This window comes from Chloroflexus sp. (assembly GCF_056331925.1).
On record NZ_JBWGQH010000012.1, the window covers coordinates 34,098 to 58,172 of the forward strand.

The following is a 24,075-nucleotide window of genomic DNA, read 5'->3' on the forward strand; positions in this document are numbered from 1 at the left end:
TCAACCTCGCTATCGCTGGTGTGGGGTAGCCATCGTGGTATACCCCACACTAGTTTTAACACTTTCGCCAACTCCCATCCCGTTGCATTACGACGTTAGCGGCTGCCGGCCTCTACCCGCATCACCAGCTCGGTAAGGGCCAGGTTAAACTCGGCGGATCGCTCAATAGCACTAAGATGACCTGCTCCGGGAATGACGACAAACCGGCTACCGGGAATCGCTTCGTGCATCGTGCGAGCTTCGCTGGGTGGTGTAAGCGTATCTTCTGCTCCCACGACAACGGTGACTGGAACACGAATCTGGCTGAGTAACGAGGTAGAGTCGGGTCGAGCGGCCATCGCGTGGAGCGCGGCAGCAATACCTTCAGGCGGATTAGCCGCTGCTATTGCCTGCAATTCAGCCCGTAGCGATTCAACGGCTGTCGGCGCCAGCAGATTCGGCAAGAGGCGTTCGGCCAACGCTGCACTACCTTCGCGGAGCACAAGTTCGGCATTAGCCGCACGATTAGCGCGAGCTGTGTCTGTATCAGCCGTTGCGCGCGTGTTGGCCAGCAAGAGGCCGCCGATCCGTTCGGGGGCTTGGCGGAGGATAGCGAAGGCGATGTACCCACCCATCGACAAGCCGGCCACAACTGCTCGTTCAATACCTAATGCGTCAAGGAGCGCAATCACATCGGCAGCGTAATCGTCGAGCGATTGGGGCAGTGGTATGGGTGGTGAGTTGCCAAATCCGCGTAGATCGGGTGCGATCATCCGAAAACGGTCGGTCAGGGTCGTCATTTGGGCGCGCCACAAGGCTGAACTAAGCGGAAAAGCGTGTAGTAAAACTACTGGTAGACCGCTACCCACATCGGTGTAGTGGATTTGCGCACCGGTTGGAGAGCTGATGTTCATAGCCTCCTCCTGTTCACCATACGTGATGATGTATCGTATTGTGCCATAAAAACGAAAGAGGCGGGTAGCTCACCCGCCTGTATCGGGTCACAACGCGAGTTTCTCACCGCAACGAGGTCGGTATGAGGAACGAAGGGCGTCAACTCCAGGTGCTTTAGTCCTGGGATATACACCCGTTTCTCGCTTGAGCAGGATTAGACGTGACAGAAACACATGTTCTATGTTATACTGTAGCTGCGTATATACCATCGGCAGGATATGGAAGTCCGTCAAACGAGTACGCCTTATCATACGAAGCACAGCATTGACTCTCGTGACCAGTACCACGTTATCTTCTGTCCCAAGTTTCGCCGCAAGGTCTTGACGAGCGCGGTTGCTGAACGGATGCGCGACCTTGTGATGGCATAATCAGCAGGGTACGGCGATGTGGTGATGGATCACGTGGTGCAACCGGATCACGTCCATCTCCTGCTTGATGGTGATCCGCGGAGTGGAAGACATACGGTCGTCGCCCTTATCAACGGTCGTACCTCCCACGAAGTACAGGGCACGAGGTTCCCTCGTGGAACACGTGCATCCCGACGTAGTAGACGCGCAGTAAGATGACGACCTCGGTCGGCACGATGACTCGCAACGTGGTGCAGTAGTACCTTACAAACCAGCAGGGTAGCTGCTATTCCGCGGTACCTCCCAATTCCGGCTTGCGCCAACGAACGGTCACGGATGCCTGTTGGTACAGGTGCTTGACGCATGTCGCTGTTCAGACAACGATACGCTGGCGTACCACAAGGCCGGATGGGACAACGAACCGCGCCCGGCGGATGGGGACGACACCAAGCGGCGCATCCCAATCGGGAACGCGGCGCGTCCGTCGCTGCACACGGTTCACGCCCCGGTGGTGCCGCGCGTGACCAAACAGGTTGACCTGGCGTTCACGGCGTTCTTCCGGCGCGTCAAGGCGGGTGACACGCCTGGGGAGCTGCGTGTGCGCGGCAACGGCAGGTACGACTGCTTCACGTATCCGTATGTGGATGCGTACCAGATGAACGGGCAATGGCGTGACCGGTCGACAATCATCGCGCATCGTCCGCTTGCAGACACGAACACAACGCTCACGATCCGGCGCGCCAGGACGGGCACGCGGGACGCCTGGTTCAGCGTGGTCACCGAACCTGAACGGTTGCCCGAACGTCAACGCACCGTGGGGAGTGATGGTGGCGTGATGCATGTCGCTCCCTTGCCCACAGGCGAAACCGATTGCGAACCTGCACTTCTTCCGCACAGACGAACCGGCGGGCGCCAACGCACCGTGTCACTGGTCGAACACTGCAAAGGGAACGCCGGCACGCGCCCCACGACATACGGTGGTGGTGCATATTCACGAACGCATTGCGCACCGTCGCAACGACTTCGCGCATTCACTCAGCCGCCGTCTCGTGAATGAGGTCGAAATGACCGTCGCGGCAGACCTGCCCATCGCACGGCGATCAACCACCACACGCCGGCAAACCGTAGGGCCGATGCCACAAGGAACCACCTGCCAGGTCGACGCACTCCAAGGCTACGCGTGGCGGTAGGTGGTAGCTGGCAGTTGATCCACGCGGGACATCGCAACGCGGCAGCCAGTATCGCGCGGTGGTGAACAAGGATGTGTCCGTTCGCGTGATCAGTGACTCTCGTGCGGCGTGGCAATCGACCGTAATCGCCACGCCGCACGGAATAGAGTGGCTGTGGGGCTACACAGCCTGGGTGCAAATCCCTAGAAGCCCACGGTGCATACGTGGGAGTAGTCACGAACGAAGAATAGCTAATAGTCGATCAACAGACGACATCACCGACGGGGTCGGTCGGGGAGAAGGGGCCGGTGTGGGTTCGCGATGTACAGATTGCGCGTGCTCAAGCCGTACTAACCGTTGCGTAATGAGTTGCACGACGCCTTCCACAACATCAATTGCCGACCAGCGCAGCTCGGTGGCGAGGTCATCTAATCGCTTACACCCGTCAATTGCCTCAATCAGCACATGCAACGCCACACTCGTTTGGCATTTCGCTTCATTCTCAGAGACAACCAACACTGGTATCAGATTGAGTGAAGGTACGTGGTGCCAAAGTCGCCGCCAACGCAGGGCAGTGCGCTCGGCGTTACGAATGATACTCTCGTGATCGCCCCACACCGATTGATGCTCACTGCGCGCACCACTGATAACGTTAAACGTCCCATCCTGTACGTTTAACAAAAGACCAAGTGCTTCGCTGCCGATCTGCCCATCGCATTCGATATGATAGATTTGGCCGTTTAAAAAATAGATACGACCGGATCGCTCGCCGGTAATATCGAGTGATCCGGTAAGTGAACTGTACACTGCAAGATCGATCAACTCTCGTAACGATGCTTGTTGCAACGTACCGTGTAGTGCCATCGTGGGCCTCCCAGACTAGGTAGCATGGCAGCAGAGGAATGCCCTTTAAATTGACTATACCACGACACTACATGTGGCAACAAGATGACCAGAGTACCGTCGTTGACTAGGACACCCGAACAATCGTTTGTCACGAAACTAGCGTGCTGGCGAGCTTGAGACGATCGGTGTCGGCGTGACCACAACGGTGCCAGGTCGGCCTAACAACGTTGCTCCCAGCAGCACCAGGGCCAGCCATGCCAGATCGGCAAAGAGTAGATGCACCAACTGCATCCAAACCGGTGCTTTAAGGATTACGTTCAGCGCACCCAAGAAGATTTGGCCGACAAAGATCGTTGCCGTTATCCATGCCAGTCGCCGCGTCGTTGGCGAGGGGTCATGGCGTATTGCTTGTTGGGCAAGTGAGATCATCGCCAACCCGACCAGTGTGCCAAGTACCGGATGAATAATACGCATCAACACGAGCGGATGACTATCACGGTTGATCGGTTGGGAGACACCGCCGGGTAAAACCCCCAACTGTAACAGGGTGTCACCAAGTGCGGTCACTGCACCACTCGAACCGACGATTGCCGTGCCCACGAGGGCAGCTATCAGCATTGCCAACAGCCTACCCTTACCGCGTACTTCAGGAGCCGGTTTACCACTCGCATACCATGCCGTCAGGGCAATTGACCCAATGAGCAAGAAAGTATTCACCAAGTGGAGGCCGAGAGAGAGTGCGCGTGTCAGCGAGGCGTTGTGAGCAACCAATTGGAACAGTACCAATGCCGCACCGATCAGTGATTCGATAATCATGAACACCATTGCAGCAATGGCAGCGCGTCGTGCCGGGTGGCCGGCAGCAAACAAACGTAAGGCCCAAACCAGTAGGGCGATCACCAAGAGCAGGGCAATACCACTCGTCACCCGGTGCGAGAACTCGATCAGTTGGGCCGTATCAGGGGAACGTGGGATGACTTGACCATCGCATAACGGCCAGTGATCGCCACAACCGGCCCCTGAACCGGTGGCCCGCACAAACGCACCCCACAGAATCACCAGCAAGTTGTAGCCGACATTCAGCCACGCAAAGTTGACAAATGCACGGTGTCGGGAATCCATGCTGTAACCTCCCGCCGCGACCGTTGGCCGCGGGTTGCAAGAATAATGTGACAGTTCGCACTTTATTCTAACATGGTCTTCACACAACGCGCAGTAAACACCGTGTTATAATTCGTTCACCAAGCGGAATACGACGCTATTAGAGGGGCGATTCCGGTGACGATCCACGCACCGCCATCAACAGAACAGCTTGTCCGGGTGTTACGCCATCTCTGTCGGCAGCCATCGACTACCGGCCAGCCCGATGAGTTGCGCACTACTGCCGAACATATTGCGTTCCTTGTCCGTTTGCTCGGCATGCAGGTGCGGATTGTTAGCTCGGCACCTGCACCGGTGATCATCGCTCATCGCGTCGGTCGTCGCCCACAAACCCTCTTGCTGTACCACTATTACGATACACCACCGACCGGTCCGTGGCGCTACTGGTTATCGGAACCATTTGAGTTAGCCGAACGGGATGGGCAAGTGTTTGGACGAGGCGTAGCCGGTGGGAAAGGGGCACTGGCTGCGCATCTGGCTGCGTTGCAAGCTGTTGTGCAACGCGAAGGTAATTTGCCGTGTGGGGTGATCCTGGTGATAGAGGGTGCCGCCAACAGCGGTAGTCCGGGATTAGCCGAAGCGTTACGTTCACATGCCGATCTCCTGCAATGTGACGCGGTGCTGGCCAGTATTGGCGATCGTGACGCGAATGGGACACCAATTTGTGTTAGTGGTAGTAAAGGATGGCTCCGGCTGCAGCTCGTCGCCCGTGGTCCAGCGTACCCCTTACCGGCCGGGTTTGCCACTAGCGTTGCCAACCCACTCTGGCGCTTAATTTGGGCATTGGCTGCGCTGAAAGGCGACGATGAAGACGTGCGTATCGAAGGGTTCTACGATGCGGTTGAAGGTCCGTCGCGCGCCGATAATGCGATGATTCGGCAGTTGCAACTCGCTTCTGGCGCGCGTCGACAAGCCTGGCAGATCGATCAATTTCTCTTTGGTATCGATGGTGCAGCCTTGAGCCGGTCGGAGGTGACGCTGCCAACGTGCAATGTGAGCGCGCTGACGGTTGAGCCACACCATGATTTGCCGGGTATTCCATCGGCTGCAACAGCGTTGCTTGATCTGCAACTGGCGCCGCGCCAACAGCCCGATGCCGTCACCGAGTTGATACGGCAATTTCTCAATGAGAAGGGTTTTGGCGATGTGATCGTCGAACGTCTGCCTGGTGGCTATGCGCCATGGGTGACGGCAACCGATAATCCCTTTGTTAGCCGGGTAGCCACTATTGGTGCGACAGTATTTGAACGTCCGCCAGCAGTTGTCCCTGCCGGCCCCTATCCCATCCCATTTAGTGTGTTGACCGAGGTGCATCCGGTGCCTACGGTTAGTATCGGCTTTACCCCGGTAGAGAGTACCGTTTTTGCCCCAAATGAGCATATTGCCCTCGCTGACCTTAGTCGACACAGTCAACTGTTGATCGAGTTGCTCGACCGATTGTGGGTCTAACTTCGCCCCTTGCACAGTCAATTCACAATCTTTTTCAAAATATTTCAACCAAAATGTTCGTAAATTAGCTTGACTTTCACCGAACGTTAGCATATACTAACCCTCGACCTTGCGCAAGGTTGTGTCGATTTGTCACGAAGAACAACCAAGGTTGAGGAGTGATACCGTGAATCAGGTGACTCGTATAGGTGTGTTGATCATCGCTGCGCTTATGATCGCAGCATGTGGTAATCAGACAGCATCTACTCCGACGCAAACCCCGGCAGCATCTACTCCGACGCAAACCCCGGCGAAACTGGTCGTTTATTCTGGCCGCAGTGAGAGCCTCGTCGGTCCCTTCTTTACCCAATTCACCGAGGCTACCGGAATTCCGGTTGAAGTTCGTTATGGTGATACCGCCGAATTGGCGGCGACGATCCTTGAAGAGGGAGCCAATAGCCCGGCCGATCTCTTCTTTGCCCAAGATGCCGGAGCATTGGGGGCACTAGCTGCAGCCGATGTGTTGATCCCGCTCCCGACCGATGTACTCAATCAGGTTGAAGCACGTTTCCGCTCGTCGGATGGTCGGTGGGTTGGGATTAGTGGTCGCGCTCGTGTGGTTGTCTACAACACCAACAAGCTCACCGAGGCCGACCTACCACGTTCGATTACCGGTTTTGTCGATCCGCAATGGCGTGGGCGTGTTGGTTGGGCGCCGACCAACGGTTCATTCCAAGCCTTTATTACGGCAATGCGCGTACAGTTGGGCGAAGAAGCAACGCGCAAATGGTTAGAGGGGATGATTGCCAATGAGGTAAAGACGTATGAACGCAATGCGGCAATCGTGCAGGCTGTAGCTGCCGGCGAGATTGATGTCGGGTTTGTGAATCACTACTACCTGTACCAATTGCAGCGTCAATCAGGCGATACACTACCGGCCGCTAACTACTATCCGCCTGATGGTGATGTAGGCGCGCTGATCAATATTGCCGGTGTTGGCATTCTCAAGACGGCCAAGAATGTTGCCGAAGCGCAGCGGCTGATCGAGTATATGCTGTCAACCGATGGTCAGCGTTATTTTGCCGAACAGACCTTCGAGTATCCGCTGGCCGGTAATGTACAACCCGATCCGCGATTAAAGCCCTTGTCCGAGATCCAAACGCCTAATATCGATTTGAATCAGTTGCGTGATTTACAGGGTACGCTGCAATTACTCCGCGAGGTGGGCGCTTTGTAATCGTGTTCACGTGCCGCGATCCGCATACGATCGCGGCACCTTGTTGGATGTCTATGATCCGCCGTACTACCCTTGCTCCGACTGCTCTATCCACAGCGTCGCTCCGTCGGCAACCGTGGTTGCTGATCGGCTTGAGCTTGGCCGTTGTGATGTTGGTATTGTTGCCGATTAGCTACTTGATAGTGCGCGCGTTGGAAGCCGGACCCGATGCGTGGGCCGTGTTGCTTCGTCCGCGAACGCTGCGGGTGGTGTTCAACAGCCTGGGTGTGGCGATAGCTACGGCTCTGCTCAGTGTGGTTATCGCCGCGCCGTTGGCTTGGTTGACGGTATGTGTTGACATTCCAGGACGCAGGTTTTGGGCGATTGCTACTGCTTTGCCACTAGCGGTGCCGTCGTACATCAACGGCTTTGCGATTATTGTGGTATTAGGTCCGGTGGGTCTGTTGCAGCAGATGCTTGCCCCATTCGGTGTTGAGCGGTTGCCACCGATTTATGGGTTTGCCGGAGCAGTGTTAGCCCTTACGTTGAGCAGCTACCCGTATGTTTTGCTGAACATGCGCGCAGCATTGTTGCGCTGCGATCCGGCGGTGGAAGATGCAGCCCGGAGTATGGGTGATAGTCCATGGCTAGTGTTCTGGCGAATTTTACTGCCACAGGTGCGTCCGGCAATTGCGATCGGTGCTCTGCTCGCTGCCCTCTACAGCTTGAGCGATTTTGGTGCGGTCTCGTTGTTGCAATTTGAAACCTTCACGCGATCCATCTATGTGCAGTATCGTGGTTCGTTCGATCGAAGCGGCGCAGCCCTGTTGGCACTGGTGCTGATCGGGTTGACCCTCAGCCTGATAGGGATTGAGCACTTGATCCGGGGACGACCAAGTATGAGTCGGACGACGTGTGCCGTGGCGCGGTTGCGTCGGTTGGCCGATATTGGATGGTGGCGTTGGCCGGCTGCACTCTATGCCGGACTAATCACGCTCTTGGGCGTTGGGATGCCGCTAATCGCACTTAGCTATTGGTTGATCCGTGGTCTCTTGAACGGCCAAACCCTCACCACGCTCTGGCGTCCGCTGGGCAATTCGTTACTGGCTGCCGGTGGTGCAGCGCTCTTGACCGTCGTGATGGCCGTGCCGATTGCTCTCCTTGTGGCCCGCTTTCCGTCGCAACTGAGCCGTCTACTCGATGCCGCAGCATACACCGGTTATGCCCTGCCCGGTATTGTTGTGGCGTTAGCACTCGTATTCTTCGGGGCCAATTTTGTGCCATGGCTTTATCAAACGTTACCAATGCTACTGTTAGGGTTGGCAATTCGCTTTTTGCCACAGGCAGTAGGCGGGCTACGGACTACGTTACAGCAGATGAATCCACGGGTAGAAGATGCGGCCCGTTCACTAGGGCGTGCTCCGTTTACCGTCTTTATCGGGATTACATTACCGCTGATCATGCCCGGTGTGTTGTCGGCAGCAGCGCTGGTTTTTCTCACCTCGATCAAAGAGTTACCAACAACGTTACTACTTAGTCCAACCGATTTTCCCACTTTAGCTACAATGATCTGGAGTGCGACATCAGAAGCGATGTTCACACAAGCTGCTGCGCCGGCGTTAGTATTACTCATTGTATCGGCGGGAGCAATGGCGCTGATGCTGATCAATGAGCGGACAGAGTAGTGGTCAACAGCTTATGGGGCAGCCTACCACGACTGCCCCACTATTGTCTGCTCTCGATTATACACGGTATGTTACCGATTACGATAGGCTGCCAGCGCTGTTTCGCGGTCGGGGTAGATTTTGAAAAGGGTATCGAACCGGCTTTTGCGAAAGATTTCGGCGATTTGCGGTTGTAAACCGTAGAGTCGCAAATCACCTCCGAGCGGTTGGATTGCGCGGAGGTTGCTCAGTAGCATGCGCAGGGCCAAACTGGCGACAAAGTTAACGTTTGTCATATCGGCTAGAACCTTACCGCCGTGGCCGGTAATGGTTGATGCTAAATCCGACTCAATCGCTGCCACGCCCGCAGCGTCCAGTCGGGCGGGAAGCTGAATAATCAGCACATCGTCTACTTGCTCGGTGTTCACGCCGACAACTCCCTTTCTAGAGCGTTTGTTCATATGCTCCTACTTCGGAAAGGTAGAGGGTACAAGCATTATAGCACGCTCGTTAGACGGGCTATGCTTGTTCTGCCGGCAATCGCTCAACAACCAAGAGAGTGATGTCATCGGCCTGAGGTGCTCCGGCGGCAAACGCATCGACAGCGGCTACCACCGTAGCAACCAGGTCGTTCGCCGTCTGCGTGGCATGTGCTTGCAATACGTGATGCAATTGCTCATCACCGAATAACTCACCGGACGAATTCATCGCCTCGGTAATCCCATCGCTAAATGCAACTAGTTTTTCGCCATGGGCGATGTATAGCTCACGTACCTCGTAGGTTTGCTCGACGACAATCCCGATCGGTAAAACCCCTTCACTCAGCTCTTCGACAACGGTGCCGTCGTGATTGACCCGCAACGGTGGATTGTGACCGGCATTCGCGTAGAGGAGGCGACCGGTGGTCGGATCGAGCAGGCCATAGAAGAGGGTAACGAACATATTAGCTTCACCGTGCTCGCGGCAAATGTAGTCGTTGGTGAGACCAATGGTATGTTGCAACAGCGCAGCGCCGTTATCGGTGCTATGCGGGAGATTGGCAGCAGCCTGTGAAGTAGCGCGCAGAAGTGATCGGCTAAGTGCCACAAAGAGTGCGGCGGTAACACTTTTGCCGCACGCATCGGCGACGATCAATCCAATGCGGCCATCGGGAAGCGGGATGGTATCGAAGAAATCTCCACCGACGGCCTGTGCACCGCGGCTAAAAGCGGCGATACGCCAGCCGGGCGGTTGTGGTAAAACCCGGGGCAGAAACGATTGCTGAATCCGGCGGGCAACGTCAAGCTCTTCTTCAAGCCGGTTGTAGCGGATGAGTTCGGCTTGCGCCGCTTGCAACTGTTGATAGGCGGTAAGCAGCTCAGCATTCTTCCGTTCGAGATCGTGGATCATCCGTTGGTTCGTATTGCGCACCCGACTCACAATACTGCGCAGCATGTGCATTGCCAATGCGGGACTCGAACCGATCAACGTGGCAAAAACCTGTTCGTTGAGAGCGACCAGCCGACTCGGTTCAATTGCCCGCACCGTTGCCGAACGGGGGCTGTGATCGATCAAACTCATCTCGCCAATAATTTGGCCGCTGTGAAACACCTCTAAGCGCAGTTCAGCCCCGTTGACGAACGTAATCACCTCAACTGCACCGCTCAACACGACATAACATTCGTGACCAGTATCACCCTGATGAAACAATACTTCGCCGGGGGCCAACCGGCATTCGGCGAGGCGAGGCGCGAGCGCGGACAGAACCGCTTCAGGAACTGCCTGAAACAGGGGTAGGCTGCGCAGCCGGTCGAGCATCGTCATCGTTTTGGTGACGGTCAACTCATTCCAACCGCTATCGGGGTCGTGATGATAGGTGAGCGTATCGGCATATTCGCGCACAAAGAAGATACCTAGCCCGCCGAGAGTGCGTTGATCGGCGGCGGCGTGCAGATCGGGCGGTGGTGCAGTGAGTGGATCGAACGGCTGGCCGCGATCGCGGATCGTGATGGTCAAGATTCCCTGATCATACGTACAGCTCAGATGGATCTGATCGCGGTTATGATCGTGGTACCCATACTTAACGATATTGGTTGCGACTTCTTCAATCACCAGTCGCAGCAGATACCCATAATCGGCGGGCATGCGCCAATTGGCTTCCAGCTCATCGCTAAAGGCCAGTAACGTCGGGATCGCGTTCCAATCGGCGAAGACGCTGATGTACCGCTGCATGCCATCCTCTAGACTGCTAATGGCTCCGTGGGATGGCGGCTCTGCGTGAGTGGTAGGGTAGCGCGTAGCTTCCGCAGTCGAGCGATGGCATCAACTGCTGCCTCGTGGACATTAGGGTCAGCATCATCAACGGCCTGGGCAAGCGCATTCAGGACGGTAGCGGTCGCTGCAGCGACACCGAGACGACCAAGGGCGCGCGCGGCAGACTCACGAGCGTAAGCATCGACATCGTTGAGCATAACGAGGAGGTGATCGATCACCGGAGCGGTACCGGCTATCTCGCCCAACTGGCTCACCACCAATGCTGCTGCCGAGCGGACGAAGCTATCGGGATTTTTGAGGCATTCAACCAGATAATCGATCAATTGTGGTGAAGCAATACGGTCGCGCAGTTGACCGAGCGTGCGTGCGGCGGCGAAGCGGGTTTCCAGATCGCAATCGTGGATCGCAAGACGGATTAACGTCTTGACGAGGGGTTGTGGCGGTGTACCGGTGATGAGACCGAGGGTACGAGCTGCTGCTGCACGCACGTGTGAGGCACTATCACTCAGCCCATCGTGGAGCAAGACCAGATCGGCAGCAGTAAAATTGCCTTCGCGTACACGCAGACGGCGAATGGCTTCATAGCGGCTTTGCCAGCCGGGATCGTACAACTGGCGACGAAGTTGCTCGAAATCACCGGGTTCAAAGGTGTCAAGTTCGGCGAGCAGGGTCAGGCGTAGCCATTCGTCACGTGAGCTATTCAACCGTTGGCGGGCCAGATGGATCACGTTTAAGGCCATCAGAATCTCTTCGACGGTGATCCGCAATTCAGGCCGTGAACGCAGCTCACGTTCGATCAGGTGTGCCAATTGGTAGCGCCAGTGGAAAGCACGACGCACGAGATGGTTGGCGCCGGGACCACGTGAAATCTCGGCGAGGGTCAGTACAGCTGCTACCGGTTCGTCCTGAAATGCTTCGAGGAACGGTTCAAGCGCACGCGCAGCTAAGAAGCCAAGCACAGTGTTCACACCGGTGACTTGGATCTCCTGCCGAGGGTTGCGGGCGAAGTTGTTAAAGCGTTCGGCGATCCGCTGCCGCCACGTTTCGCGGTCAAACATCGGCAGCTCCTTTCTCCGTGCGCTATTGCGACCTAAAGATGACCGCGCCTACTTATGTAGTATACCATACTGCGAATAGATAACACAGTACTTTAGTACTAATCTCAGATTGCAAAACGATGACAGATCGTAAAGTGTGCGTGCTATGGTAAGATGGCGGGGAAGTGATACAAAATTAAAGGTAATGACCATGAAACAACCTCATGAAGACCCCGATGTTGCCGTCAGTGTACGGCGAGTGCGCCGTGGATGCATCATGATGGCAATTATCGTCATCGCGATGACGATCTTTTTGATCAGTGCGACCGGTAATTTAGCGTTTTCTCTCTTGCTATTGATAGCGATTGCGCTGCTGGCGATTGCATTTGTAGTTGTACGTGAGGAAACTTGATGCCACCGGTCTATCGTCGTGCGCTGTTAGCTATCCTCGGTCTGATATGTGTAGTGATCTCGGTTGTGGTCGCTTTTCAGCAACCGTTTGGTTGGTGGCACTGGGTGTGGTTGGCACTGGCCGGCGTGTTTCTCTACGCACTACGGCGGAACTAGACTATTTGCGCAATCGGCTATTCTTCATTATAATAGACAACGATTATTCCCCATCAATACGTTATTGGTTGATCGCAACGTTGCGCACAGCATCATTACGATTGCAAGATAAGCAGCGTACCGTTTATGTGACCCGTAGGTCAATGAGGATCGCATGACGCATCGTGATTCGGCAGTATTGCCTGCACCCCAAATGGAGATTGACCATATTGGTCTCAGTTTTGGTGGGGTGCGCGCCTTACTCTCAGTAACCTTCAACATCTACCCCGGCACGATCCAGGCGATCATTGGTCCTAACGGAGCCGGCAAAACCAGTCTCCTCAATTGCATCAGCGGTCTGTATCGCCCACAACAGGGACAGATTCGGTTTGAAGGGCGCAACATTATCGGTCTACCCCCACACCAGATTGCACGCCTTGGCATTGCCCGTTCGTTTCAGAATATCGAACTCTTCCGCCACATGACGGTCGTTGATAACCTCATGCTCGGTCGTCACATTCATATGCGGAGCGGCATTTTCAGTGGTGGTTTCTATTGGGGGCGTGCCCAACGGGAAGAGGTCGAGCATCGCGAATTTGTCGAGCAGGTGATCGATCTGCTCGAAATTCAGTCGATCCGCAAGAAGATGGTTGGATCGCTTTCGTATGGTCTGCAAAAGCGGGTTGAATTAGGCCGGGCGCTTGCAATGAATCCGCGCCTCTTGCTGCTCGATGAGCCGATGGCCGGAATGAATAGTGAAGAAAAAGAGGATATGGCTCGTTTCATCCTCGATATTAACGAGGAATACGGGACGACAATCGTGCTGATCGAGCACGACATGGGGGTGGTGATGGATATTAGTGATCGGGTTGCCGTGCTCGAGTTCGGTCAGTTGATCGCCTATGGCACACCGGACGAAGTGCGGAGCGATCCGAAAGTGATCGATGCCTACCTTGGTCGCGAACACGCAATACCCCTAGCGTAATCGGCACTCGTCTACCGGTGGGTTACCATATACGGTTGGGTGAAGCGATGATACAGATACCTGAGACGACGATCCCGCGCTTGCTGTTTCAAAATGCAGAACGCTTTGGTGATAAGGTAGCCCTACGGGAAAAAGACTTCGGGATTTGGCAGACGGTGACGTGGCGTCAGTTTGCCGAACACGTGCGTGCGTTTGCCATGGGTCTTCATGCGCTTGGTGTGCGACGCGGTGATGTCGTCGCGATTATCGGTGATAACCGACCTGAATGGCTCTACGCCGAATTTGCCGCTCAAGCGATCGGTGCGATGTCGATTGGGGTGTACCAAGATTCGGTAGCTGAAGAGGTCTATTACGTCGTCTCGGCGGCTGAAGCGCGGGTCATCGTGGTCGAAGACCAGGAGCAGGTTGATAAGGTCATTGAGATCTGGCCACGACTCGACGGCGTCCTCAAAGTGGTTTACTACGAACCAAAGGGCATGCGCAATTATCGCCAGCCCTATTTGGCGCACTTCCCCGACATCGAAGAGCTAGGGCGGGCCTATGACCGTGAGCACCCCGGTTTGTTTGACGCCGAACTTGCCGCCGGTAAACCCGATGACGTTGCGATCCTCGCGACCACTTCCGGCACGACCGGGAAGCCGAAACTGGCGATGCTGACCCACCGTAATCTGATCAGCCAAGGCGCCGGCCTGCTTTCAGTTGACCCACTTGGTCCTGACGACGAATTTGTAAGCTTTTTACCGTTAGCGTGGGTCGGTGAGCAGATGGTGACGGTGGCTGCTGGCATGCAGTGCGGTTTCACGATCAACTTCCCCGAATCGGCAAGTACTGTGCAAGAGAATATTCGCGAGATCGGGCCACGGGTGATGTTTTCACCGCCACGAATCTGGGAGAACATGCTCTCGCAGGTACAGGTGAAGATTCAAGACTCAACACCGTTGAAGCGCGCAATCTTTGAGTGGGCAATGAAGCAAGGGTATGCGATGGCGGATGCCCGCTTTAGCGGCCAACGACCGAGTCTTGGTTTGCGGCTACGGTATGGTTTGGCACGGTTGTTGGTCTTCGAGATGCTGAAAGATCATCTCGGTTTGCGGTTTCTCAAACGGGCCTATACCGGTGGTGCTGCTCTTGGCCCTGATGTGTTCCGCTTTTATCACGCAATTGGGGTGAATCTCAAACAGGTCTACGGTCAGACCGAAAGTGCCGGTTTGAGTGTGATCCACCGTGACGGTCAGATAAAATTTCAGACCGTTGGGACACCGTTGCCGAACACAGAGATTCGGATTGCCGAAAACGGTGAGATTTTAGTGAAGAGTCCTTCGGTCTTTGTCGGCTACTACAAGAACCCCGAGGCAACTGCCGAGGCGCTGGAAGACGGCTGGCTGCACAGCGGTGATGCCGGTTATTTCGATGAAGATGGTCACTTGATCGTCATTGACCGGGCGAAAGATGTCATGACTTTGCACGACGGAACGAAATTCTCGCCCCAGTTTATCGAAAACAAGCTCAAGTTTAGCCCTTATATCAAAGAGGCGGTCGTCTTTGGTGGTGACTGGCCGTTTGTCACCGCGATGATCAATATTGATTTCGCGAATGTCGGTAAGTGGGCAGAAAATGCCCAGATCTCGTATACCACCTACACCGACCTCGCTCAAAAGCCACAGGTCTATGCTCTGATCCGCAAAGATGTCGAGCGTGCCAATGCCGATCTACCGCCGGCGGCGCGTATTCGGCGTTTTCTGTTGCTCCACAAAGAGCTTGATGCCGATGACGGTGAGCTGACTCGGACCCGCAAAGTGCGCCGTCGTCTCATTGCACAACGTTACCAGGAGATCGTCGATGCTCTGTACAGCGATCAAAGCGAATTTGAGATTGAGACGACAATTACCTATCAAGATGGCCGGACAGCCTTGATCAGGACGCGCTTGCGGATTGAGGAGCTAGCCGACTCATCGGCGCCGGCACCGGCAGCGCGGGCGGTCGCTCGTTGAGGCAGGTACAGTGGCGACGTGTAATGTGATAGCGGAGAAGCGCATGGATCGGTTTATCCAATTAGCTCTGAGCGGGATTGCCAACGGTGCAATCTTTGCATTGGTGGCGCTGGGTTTTGTCCTGATTTACAAAAGTAGCGATGTGATCAACTTCGCCCAAGGGGAACTACTGCTGATCGGCGCCTATCTCACCTATGCAATGGTCGAACAGTTTGGCTTGTGGTGGCCGATAGGTGTCGTGGTTGCAGTGGTGTTGGCGGCAGTAGTTGGGGTGTTGATCGAGCAGTTGGTACTGCGTCCGCTCATCGGCGAACCGGTGATCTCGGTTATTATGGTCACGATAGGCCTCTCATCACTGCTCAGAGCGATTGTTGGTGCGATTTGGGGCGTAACGCCGCGCCCGGCACCGCAGTTTCTACCAACCGATACCGTGACGATCCTTGGGGCCAATGTCGGTGTCGACCGGCTCTGGGCCTTTACATTAGCGATCATCTTCTTCGTGATTCTCACGCTCTTCTTCCGCTTCAGCCGCGAAGGTATTGCGATGCGAGCAGTAGCCGATGATCAGCAAGCGGCGCTCAGCATGGGTATTAGCGTGAAGAAGGTGTGGGCAGTCGCGTGGGCGATTGCAGCGATTACTGCTGCAGTTGGCGGTATCCTGCTGATGAGCATTTTCGGTGGCGTTTCGGGCACGATTGGTCGCGTCGGTTTGCTGGTTTTCCCGGTGGTAATTTTGGGTGGTCTCGACAGTATTCCCGGCGCCATCATCGGTGGTTTGATCATCGGATTGCTGCAATCGTTTGCCGGTGGTTTGCTTCCGCCAGAATGGGGATTGGGTGAGGTGGCTCCGTTTGTGATTTTGTTGCTTATTCTGCTGGTAAGGCCATATGGTCTGTTCGGTCAGCGCATCATCGAGCGGGTGTAGCAGTTGGGCGAGAAGTACTTGCCCGTAGCGAGGAACGGTCAGCGCAATGCAGAGTGGAACCTTTCACACCACCTATGCCAGTGATGTGAGTCTGCGTCCGTATTGGCCGCAGCGGATTCGGATGGTGCTGGTATTGGTACTGGCCCTGGTTTTTCCTTGGTTTGCCGATCGGTATTGGCTCAATCTGGCAAATACGATTGCCATCGCTGCAATTGGTGCAATCGGGTTGAATATTCTGGTTGGGTATACCGGGCAGATTAGTATCGGCCATGGTGGATTTTTGGCGGTCGGTGCGTACACTGCCGGTCTGATGGCCGTCCACTTGGGTACGCCGATGTGGCTGACAATTCCGGTTGCCAGTTTCTTTACGGCAGCGGTTGGGGCATTTTTTGGCTTACCATCGTTGCGTCTGAAGGGGCTATACCTTGCGATTGCTACCCTCGCCTCGCAAGAGATCATCATCTGGCTGCTCACCCACGGGAAGTTGCTAGGAATCGGTGAGTCGTTGACGTTGCCGCGGGCGAGTAATAATCTGTTCGGTGTACCGATGGAATGGCTGGGCAACAATGATTTTGCCTTCTATTGGGTATGTCTGGTCTTGTTGATCGGTACCGTTATCTTCGTTAGTAATCTCTTTCGGACACGTGCCGGGCGGGCGTTTGTGGCAATCCGCGACCAAGACATCGCTGCGCAGGTGATCGGGGTCGATCTGTTTCGGTACAAACTGTTGGCGTTTGCCACCTCGTCGTTTTTCGCCGGTTTGGCCGGTGCGCTCACTGCTCACTACCGTGGTGTCATCTCGTGGGAGCGTTTCACCATCGACACCAGTATTCTGTACCTCGCCATGATTATCATCGGTGGGTTAGGGAGCGTCTCTGGTTCGATCTACGGTGCAGCCTTTATGACGCTCCTGCCAGCTTTGCTCTCGAATCTGGCCCGTGCTCTCAGTGATGTTGTGCCAAATATTAATTCATACCTACCGTATATGCAGCAGGGCGCGTTTGGTCTTGCGATCATCCTCTTCCTCATCTTCGAGCCGGAAGGCATTGTGAAGGTGTGGCGTAACGTCAAAGATTACTTCAGGCTATGGCCGTTCAGTTATTGAAGCGTCGAGTAAGGAGAATGGTATGGTCAGAAGGAAACGGGCATTTGAGTGGTTGGTGGTGTTGGCCGTGTTCGCGACCTTGCTAGCCGCCTGTGGCGGTGGTGGTGGCGGAGCTAGCACAGGTGGTGGTGCGAGCAGCGAGCCGATCCGGGTAGGTGCGATCTTCGATTTGACCGGTGCAACGGCAGACGTTGGTACGCCTTATGCGCGTGGACAGATTGCCTTTATTGACTGGAAAAACGAGCAGGGTGGTATCAACGGTCGGCGCTTGCAGTTGTTCAGTGAAGACTATGCCTATCAGGTGCCGCGGGCGGAAGAGTTGTATACCAAGTTTGTGACCCAAGACAAAGTTTTAGTCTTCTCGGGGTGGGGAACCGGTGATACCGAGGCGCTGCGACCCAAGATTACCGAGGACAAGATTCCATTCATCTCGGCTTCGTATTCGGCAACGCTCGCCAATCCAGCCGAAACGCCGTACAACTTCCTCGTGGCTCCCACCTATTCCGATCAATTGATTATCGCGATGAAGTGGGCAATTGAGGATTGGAAAGCGAAGGGGAACAGTGGCCTGCCGAAATTCGGCTACCTGATCAACGATAGCCCGTTTGGTCGCTCGCCACTGGCCGATGGGACGGCGTTTGCGACCTCACAAGGTATCGAAACACCTCTCGAGGTTCCCTCGCCGCGTGGTGCAACCGACCTCACACCGCAGTTGACCCAGCTTCGCGACTATGGCGCGAACTACATCTTCTTGCAAAATGTGTCAAGCCCGGCGGCGCTGGCGATCAAGAATGCCAAGAGCCTTGGCTATGACGTACAGTTTGTCTGTCTGAACTGGTGCGCGAACGAAATTTTGATCAAGCTGGCCGGGGCCGATGCCGAAGGTGTGGTTGGTGCGGTGCCGTTCAACCACGAGTCGGAGGGTGGCAAGATTGCGCTTGAATACGCGAAGGCGAAGAATATCGACTACGGCGGCGCCGATAGCACCTTTGTGCAGGGCTGGACGGCGATGTCGATTCTGATTGCCGGGGTCGAGAAGGTTGTGGCTGATGGCAAAGAATTGACCGGTGAGAACGTCAAGGCAGCGCTTGAGACGATGGGCCAGATCGATACCAAAGGTGTGACGCTGCCGGTGCAGTTTAGCTCTACCGATCATGCCGGCGTCAAGTCGCTCAAGATGTTCCGGGTTGAAAACGGCAAGTGGGTGCCGATCACCGACTTTATTAGCGCACGGTAGGAAGAAGGTTGGGTAGGGGCCGAGATGATAATCGGCCCCTTCTTCGGTTATCGCGCTACCGGATCAATTGCTTATGCTCTCACTCAACAATATCGAAGTCATTTACAACGATGTCGTGCTGGTGCTCAAAGGGTTGTCGCTCGAGGTGCCGGAGGGAAAGATTGTAGCTTTGCTTGGCTCAAATGGCGCCGGTAAGAGTACCACGCTGAAGGCGATATCCGGCTTGCTCAAGCCGGAGAATGGTGAAGTAACCGATGGAGAGATCCTCTTTCAGGGCCAGCCAATCCACAAAAAAGACGCCTCTGCGATCGTGCGGATGGGAATTTTTCAGGTTATGGAAGGGCGGCGGGTCTTTGAGCACTTGACGGTGGAAGAGAATCTGCGTGCAGGTGCATACACTCAGTCGCTCCGTCGGTTTGGCGAGGACCTGGCGTTGGTGTACGATTATTTTCCGCGGTTGAAGGAACGACGCAATCAGGTGGCCGGGTTCCTTAGTGGTGGTGAGCAGCAGATGTTGGCGATTGGGCGCGCCCTGATGGCCCATCCCAAGTTGATTATGCTCGATGAGCCGTCGCTGGGGTTAGCCCCGTTATTGGTAGCCGAGATTTTTGAGATTATTCGTCGGATTAATCGCGAACAAGGCACAACGATTCTATTGGTCGAGCAAAATGCTCGTTTGGCGCTTGAATCAGCCCATCACGCCTACATTATGGAAAACGGGCGGATAGTGTTAGACGGTTCGCCGGCAGATTTGAAGGATAATGCCGATGTGCGTGAGTTTTACCTTGGCCTCAATGAGATTGGCAGTCGCAAGAGTTATCGCGAAGTTAAGCATTACAAACGGCGCAAACGCTGGTTGTCGTAGATTATCGTTGCCGGTGGGGTAGGGATATGGACATTGAAACGTTCTATGCTGGGTTTGATCAGCGTGTGCGCGAGATTGTGGCATTTGGCTACGAGCATTCACCGGCATTTCGACGCCGGATGGAGGAGTCTAGCCTGACTCCGGCTGATATTCAGACAACCGCCGATCTGAGTCGGCTTCCGATCTTGCGCAAAGAGCAGTTGGTTGAGCTGCAACGGCAGGGGCCACAATTAGGAGGGATGCTGACCGTGCCGCTTGCGCGGTTACGACGGATCTTCCAGTCGCCCGGCCCGATCTACGATCCCGAACCCGATGAGCCAGATCCGTGGCGATGGGCGCCGGCCTTTCGAGCAGCCGGTTTTGGCCCTGACGATGTGGTGATCAACTGTTTTGGTTATCATCTCACTCCTGCCGGTGTGATGTTTGAAGAGGGAGCACGGGCGGTAGGCTGTGCGGTAATTCCGGCAGGGATCGGTAATCAGGCCCAACAGATTGAGGTCATGGCTCATCTGGGGGTGACGGCTTATGCCGGTTTGCCCAGTTATCTGAAGGCCCTGCTTGAGCGCGCGGTGGAGCAGGGGTACGCTCCCCGTTCATGGCCGTTGAATAAAGCGTTCGTTGCCGCCGAGCCGCTGCCACCATCGTTGCGGGCCTTGTTTGAAGAACAGTATGGGATTTTGATTTACGATGGCTATGGTACGGCAGAGACCGGCAATCTCGGCTACAATGGTCCCGAACGTCAAGGCTGGCACTTACCCGAAGATGCGCTCGTCCAGATTTGTGATCTGAACACGGGTGAGCCGGTACCGCCCGGCCAAACCGGTGAGGTGGTAGTGACCCTTTTCCGCCGCGATTACATTCTCATTCGCTTTGCAGTCGGTGATCTGTCGGCGCTGATGGTATCGGATACGCCGACCGTGATCCAGACGCCTCGCCTGGTCGGATGGCTTGGGCGCAGCGGTGAGAGCGTGAAAGTGCGCGGTCTGTTTGTCCATCCGCGCCACGTCGCCGAGGCGATTCGCCGGGTAGAGGGAGTGCAGACGTATCAGGCCGTCGTGGTGCGCGAACATCATCGCGACGAGCTTATCTGTCGACTGGTACCAACACCTGACGCTGATCACGCGATACTCCGTGACGCCGCTGCCCATGCCCTGCACGAAGCGCTGAAATTGCACTGCAAGGTAGAGATCGTCGCTGAGTTACCGGCTGATGCGAAACCGTTTGTCGATCTGCGCACGTGGGATTGAGCCGAGAGGGGTGGGTTCGTCCACCCCATCTCTTTTACCAGACCTCTTCCAGCATTGCCAACAACTGTTCGGGCGTGGCAGACCGCGGGTTATTGAAGATTGCCGGTTCGACGGCGGCCAACTCGGCCAATTCGGGCAATGCTTCGCGCGGTACACCAACATCGCGGAGACGGGTGGGTAAACCGCAATCGGCGGTCAAGGTGTGAACTGCGGTGATCCCGTCGGCGATGACTTCGGCATTATTGCGACCACCGACATTCACCCCCATCGCACGGGCAATTCGTACATAGCGTTCGGGGACAACCTCGCTGTTAAATCGCATACCCGGCGGGAGGAAGATCGCGTTGGCCGTGCCATGGTGTACCGGGAACTTGCCACCGACCGCATGGGAAAGGGCATGCACCACACCGAACAGGCTGTTACCGCAGGCGATGCCGGCCATCGTGGCCGCGATAAGCAACTGGCTACGCGCCTCCATATTCGTACCATCGTGGACGGCGTCGCGCAGATAATTGGCGATTATATCAATAGCGGCTAGCGCCAGGCTATCACTGAACGGATTATTCTCAGTCGAAACATACGTCTCGATGGCGTGTGATAGCGCATCCATTCCAGTCGCAGCGGTGAGGTGCGGTGGTAGCGTGCGGGTCATCAGTGGGTCGAGAATAGCGAGATCGGGGGTAAGGTAGTGACTAACGATACTAATCTTGCGCTGATCGGTCTCGTCGAGGATGACAGCAATAGGCGTAACCTCACTCCCGGTGCCGGCAGTGGTCGGGATCGCAACGAGTGGTGTGAGCGGTGTATCGATCACATTGTAGCCTTCGTAATCGGGGATCGTACCGCCGAGGGTGAGCAAAATCCGAATACCCTTTGCGGTATCGATAGGGCTACCACCACCAACCGCGATAATCAAGTCGGCTCCGGCATCACGTGCAGCCGCGGCACCCTCGGCCACTTTGGCGACCGAGGAGTTGGCCGGTACATCATCAAACAGACCAACAATCTCGACCGGGCTGATACCGGCTTTGATCGGTTTGAGGAGGCCGGCGTTGATCACACCTTTATCGGCCACAATAAAGGCACGGCGTTGTGGCAAGGCATTGCTAATCACTTGCCCTAATTCGGCGGCCAAACCGATCTGGTACAACACCCGTGCACCGAGGCTAAACTCGAAGAAATGTTGCATTACCCCATCCTTTACCCTTGCAAATGAGGACTGCTACATTCATTATACGACGAAAGGGAAGGGGGCCATCGGAAATAAACGCTCCCCATAGTCATCGGTATGGGGAGCTTGACCAGCGGTAGAGAGACACTCGAAGAAGCTGTACCGTATTAATTTAATCGTCGAGGGCAGTGAGAAGCAGATCGCCTTCGGCTGCCGAGATTCGGCCATCGGCAACCATTTGCAAAATGGCGGCACGTTGCCGTTCGCGATCTTCCTCGCTCAGTGGGGTGGGTGATGGGCGTAATTGGATCGTCTGACCGGTCGCCGGCGCGTGGGGTGGCGGCGGTGGAGCCGGCGGGTGGGGTGGCGGCGGTGCATGATGCGATGGTGGAGCCGGCGGGTGGGGTGGCGGCGGTGGAGCCGGCGCGTGGGGTGGTGGTTGGAGGCGGCTCAACGCCTGTTCGACAGCCTCAAGTGCATCGTTCAGACCGGCAGCGGCAGCCTGTCGAGCCTGCGCTTTGATCCGCTCGATCCGTTCGGGATCAAGGCGCCATTCCCGCTCGTTGATACGGATGCGCATCCGTTTGGGGCCGGCCTCTTCCCTGAGGCGACGGGCCTGCGCGGCAAAACGGTCGGTAGCAGCGCGTGCGCGGTCGGCGGCGGCGGGGTCACCACCTGCCAGTGCGTTACGCAACTCAGCGGCCAATTCACGGCCCAATTCGCTTAACTCACGCCCCAACTCGCGACCTAGCTCGCTTAGTTCGTGCCCGAGTTGCGTGGCAAATCCGCTGAACGTATTCGGTTGGGTTGCACCTTTGACGATCACGTCACCACCGACGTGGAGATGGAGACCGGCTGCACCGTTGCCGTAGCGTAGCTCTACGGTCTGACCGGGCGCTGAACGGTTCACACCGACGCCACGGATTTCGCCACCGGCAGTTGCCGTCAGTACCAGATCGGGATCTTTCGGCAACACAATCACTGCATCACCACCTACTTGTGCGCGGATCGTGCTGCCAGCAACAACCTCGGCGCGCAACGACAGATTGCCCCCAACCGCGTTGAGGGTCAGATTGCCGCCGGCGTGTTTGATGGTGCAATCGCCACCCACATTACCGATCATCAGTTCGCCGGTAACCTGCAACAATTCAATATCACCACCGACCGTTCCAATTCGCCCACCGGTGAGCACACCCACCTCGACATCGCCGGCCACCGTCTCGATAGCCAGTTGGCCGATAGTAGCCTCTTCGGCGTCAACATCACCGCTCACTGCAACACATTCCAGCACGGACACCTGCCCATGAATGGTCAGATCGCCGTTCACCTGCTGGAGGCGGAGGAGAGCATTGTTGCCGGTAACTTCCACATCGCCGTTCACCACGGCAACGCTCAACTGCTCGCGGAGGTCAGTAGCAACCAGATCGCCATCGAGTTGGGTCAAGGATAAACTCAGCACACCGCGCGTAGCGAGATCGCCGGCGACCGTGTGTAGATGGGCAACCGGAGTCGCGAATAAGGTGATATCACCGGAAAGCTGACCGGTCGTGTTCAATTCAGCCACTTCCGCTGCATTAAGATTACCGGAGAGCTGGCCGATAGTCACTTGTTCGGTGATATGGCGGATGACCAAATCGCCGTGCTGATGGTCGATAAGCAACCGATGCACCTGTGTCACTCGTGTATCGCCGTTGCAACTGGCGATCCGCACTTCAGCTATCGCCGGCACTGTAAGCCGGAGATCACCGTGGCATGGCTCAAGCGTCAGACCAGCTTCATTCCTGGTGAAGTTAACTTGTTCATCACACTGCCATTCAACACTCGGTTCATCCCAACCGTGGATCGTCAGATCACCGTCAACCGAGGACAGGGAAATCGTGAACGGCAGATCGACCGGAATACGTTGTTTCATCTTCTGCTCCTTCGCGGACAATATCTAGTACTTCTAA

The 24,075-nt window shown here is 55.8% G+C and carries 23 protein-coding genes; 14 read left to right on the forward strand and 9 right to left on the reverse strand.

Annotated features, from left to right (window positions below):
• Nucleotides 1-95: 95 nt before the first annotated feature.
• Nucleotides 96-893 carry an alpha/beta fold hydrolase gene (locus tag AC01ZF_RS07980; RefSeq protein ID WP_476575263.1) on the reverse strand — a complete coding sequence of 266 codons (798 nt, stop codon included), beginning with the start codon at nt 891-893 and terminating at the stop codon, nt 96-98.
• A gap of 432 nt (nt 894-1,325) precedes the next feature.
• Here AC01ZF_RS07980 and AC01ZF_RS07985 point away from each other — a divergent pair, with 432 nt between their 5' ends.
• On the forward strand, nt 1,326-1,499 hold the full coding sequence (locus tag AC01ZF_RS07985; RefSeq protein WP_424675929.1) for a transposase: 174 nt from the start codon (nt 1,326-1,328) through the stop codon (nt 1,497-1,499).
• Between the two features lie 154 nt (nt 1,500-1,653).
• Here the strand turns inward: AC01ZF_RS07985 and AC01ZF_RS07990 are convergent, their stop codons facing one another.
• Complete coding sequence (locus AC01ZF_RS07990; protein ID WP_428132021.1) at nt 1,654-2,121, reverse strand: hypothetical protein; 468 nt, start codon at nt 2,119-2,121, stop codon at nt 1,654-1,656.
• Here AC01ZF_RS07990 and AC01ZF_RS07995 point away from each other — a divergent pair.
• The gene (locus AC01ZF_RS07995) at nt 2,120-2,470 is read left to right on the forward strand and encodes a hypothetical protein (RefSeq protein ID WP_424675922.1); all 351 of its coding nucleotides are present in this window, start codon (nt 2,120-2,122) and stop codon (nt 2,468-2,470) included. The two genes, AC01ZF_RS07990 and AC01ZF_RS07995, sit on opposite strands and share 2 nt — an antisense overlap.
• A gap of 213 nt (nt 2,471-2,683) precedes the next feature.
• Here the strand turns inward: AC01ZF_RS07995 and AC01ZF_RS08000 are convergent, their stop codons facing one another.
• Both AC01ZF_RS08000 and AC01ZF_RS08005 read right to left on the reverse strand, forming a co-directional pair.
• Nucleotides 2,684-3,313, reverse strand: coding sequence for a DUF4388 domain-containing protein (locus AC01ZF_RS08000; protein ID WP_424675923.1), 630 nt, complete (start codon nt 3,311-3,313; stop codon nt 2,684-2,686).
• A 138-nt stretch (nt 3,314-3,451) separates the two neighbouring features.
• A complete protein-coding gene (locus tag AC01ZF_RS08005; protein ID WP_424675924.1) occupies nt 3,452-4,417 on the reverse strand; it encodes a COX15/CtaA family protein in 966 nt (321 codons plus the stop codon).
• 156 nt (nt 4,418-4,573) lie between these two features.
• On the opposite strand from AC01ZF_RS08005, the gene AC01ZF_RS08010 reads away from it, so the two are divergent.
• The 3 genes from AC01ZF_RS08010 to AC01ZF_RS08020 all read left to right on the forward strand — a co-directional run bounded on the left by AC01ZF_RS08010 (nt 4,574) and on the right by AC01ZF_RS08020 (nt 8,785).
• Nucleotides 4,574-5,905 (forward strand): M20/M25/M40 family metallo-hydrolase, encoded by a 1,332-nt coding sequence (locus tag AC01ZF_RS08010; protein ID WP_424675925.1) that lies wholly within the window; start codon nt 4,574-4,576, stop codon nt 5,903-5,905.
• 166 nt (nt 5,906-6,071) lie between these two features.
• Entirely contained in the window at nt 6,072-7,121 is a 1,050-nt protein-coding gene (locus tag AC01ZF_RS08015; protein WP_428112502.1) for an iron ABC transporter substrate-binding protein, read from the forward strand.
• Nucleotides 7,122-7,174: 53 nt separating this feature from the next.
• Nucleotides 7,175-8,785, forward strand: a complete 1,611-nt coding sequence (locus AC01ZF_RS08020; protein WP_428112500.1) for an ABC transporter permease — start codon at nt 7,175-7,177, stop codon at nt 8,783-8,785.
• Nucleotides 8,786-8,856: 71 nt separating this feature from the next.
• Here AC01ZF_RS08020 and AC01ZF_RS08025 read toward each other — a convergent pair whose 3' ends face one another.
• The 3 genes from AC01ZF_RS08025 to AC01ZF_RS08035 form a co-directional block, all read right to left on the reverse strand.
• Nucleotides 8,857-9,192, reverse strand: a complete 336-nt coding sequence (locus AC01ZF_RS08025) for an STAS domain-containing protein (RefSeq protein WP_015941149.1) — start codon at nt 9,190-9,192, stop codon at nt 8,857-8,859.
• Between the two features lie 91 nt (nt 9,193-9,283).
• Nucleotides 9,284-10,975, reverse strand: a complete 1,692-nt coding sequence (locus AC01ZF_RS08030; protein ID WP_424677401.1) for a SpoIIE family protein phosphatase — start codon at nt 10,973-10,975, stop codon at nt 9,284-9,286.
• Nucleotides 10,976-10,983: 8 nt separating this feature from the next.
• Nucleotides 10,984-12,075, reverse strand: coding sequence for a HEAT repeat domain-containing protein (locus tag AC01ZF_RS08035; RefSeq protein ID WP_424677400.1), 1,092 nt, complete (start codon nt 12,073-12,075; stop codon nt 10,984-10,986).
• A gap of 190 nt (nt 12,076-12,265) precedes the next feature.
• Here AC01ZF_RS08035 and AC01ZF_RS08040 point away from each other — a divergent pair, with 190 nt between their 5' ends.
• The 9 genes from AC01ZF_RS08040 to AC01ZF_RS08080 all read left to right on the forward strand — a co-directional run bounded on the left by AC01ZF_RS08040 (nt 12,266) and on the right by AC01ZF_RS08080 (nt 20,955).
• Nucleotides 12,266-12,466: a hypothetical protein gene (locus AC01ZF_RS08040; protein ID WP_424677399.1), complete on the forward strand. Its 201-nt coding sequence runs from the start codon at nt 12,266-12,268 to the stop codon at nt 12,464-12,466.
• On the forward strand, nt 12,466-12,621 hold the full coding sequence (locus AC01ZF_RS08045) for a hypothetical protein (RefSeq protein ID WP_424677398.1): 156 nt from the start codon (nt 12,466-12,468) through the stop codon (nt 12,619-12,621). The genes AC01ZF_RS08040 and AC01ZF_RS08045 overlap by 1 nt, the downstream gene beginning before the upstream one ends.
• Before the next feature lie 154 nt (nt 12,622-12,775).
• Nucleotides 12,776-13,585 (forward strand): ABC transporter ATP-binding protein, encoded by an 810-nt coding sequence (locus tag AC01ZF_RS08050; RefSeq protein ID WP_424677397.1) that lies wholly within the window; start codon nt 12,776-12,778, stop codon nt 13,583-13,585.
• Between the two features lie 47 nt (nt 13,586-13,632).
• Nucleotides 13,633-15,576 carry a long-chain fatty acid--CoA ligase gene (locus AC01ZF_RS08055; protein WP_428112495.1) on the forward strand — a complete coding sequence of 648 codons (1,944 nt, stop codon included), beginning with the start codon at nt 13,633-13,635 and terminating at the stop codon, nt 15,574-15,576.
• A gap of 43 nt (nt 15,577-15,619) precedes the next feature.
• Nucleotides 15,620-16,501, forward strand: a complete 882-nt coding sequence (locus AC01ZF_RS08060) for a branched-chain amino acid ABC transporter permease (RefSeq protein WP_424677395.1) — start codon at nt 15,620-15,622, stop codon at nt 16,499-16,501.
• Nucleotides 16,502-16,547: 46 nt separating this feature from the next.
• On the forward strand, nt 16,548-17,606 hold the full coding sequence (locus tag AC01ZF_RS08065) for a branched-chain amino acid ABC transporter permease (protein ID WP_424677394.1): 1,059 nt from the start codon (nt 16,548-16,550) through the stop codon (nt 17,604-17,606).
• Nucleotides 17,607-17,628: 22 nt separating this feature from the next.
• Nucleotides 17,629-18,843 carry an ABC transporter substrate-binding protein gene (locus AC01ZF_RS08070; RefSeq protein ID WP_424677393.1) on the forward strand — a complete coding sequence of 405 codons (1,215 nt, stop codon included), beginning with the start codon at nt 17,629-17,631 and terminating at the stop codon, nt 18,841-18,843.
• 73 nt (nt 18,844-18,916) lie between these two features.
• On the forward strand, nt 18,917-19,708 hold the full coding sequence (locus tag AC01ZF_RS08075; protein ID WP_424677392.1) for an ABC transporter ATP-binding protein: 792 nt from the start codon (nt 18,917-18,919) through the stop codon (nt 19,706-19,708).
• Nucleotides 19,709-19,734: 26 nt separating this feature from the next.
• Entirely contained in the window at nt 19,735-20,955 is a 1,221-nt protein-coding gene (locus AC01ZF_RS08080) for a phenylacetate--CoA ligase family protein (protein ID WP_428132015.1), read from the forward strand.
• A gap of 34 nt (nt 20,956-20,989) precedes the next feature.
• Here the strand turns inward: AC01ZF_RS08080 and AC01ZF_RS08085 are convergent, their stop codons facing one another.
• A complete protein-coding gene (locus AC01ZF_RS08085; protein WP_476575264.1) occupies nt 20,990-22,144 on the reverse strand; it encodes an iron-containing alcohol dehydrogenase in 1,155 nt (384 codons plus the stop codon).
• 154 nt (nt 22,145-22,298) lie between these two features.
• Nucleotides 22,299-24,038 carry a DUF4097 family beta strand repeat-containing protein gene (locus AC01ZF_RS08090; protein ID WP_428112492.1) on the reverse strand — a complete coding sequence of 580 codons (1,740 nt, stop codon included), beginning with the start codon at nt 24,036-24,038 and terminating at the stop codon, nt 22,299-22,301.
• Between the last annotated feature and the right edge of the window lie 37 nt (nt 24,039-24,075).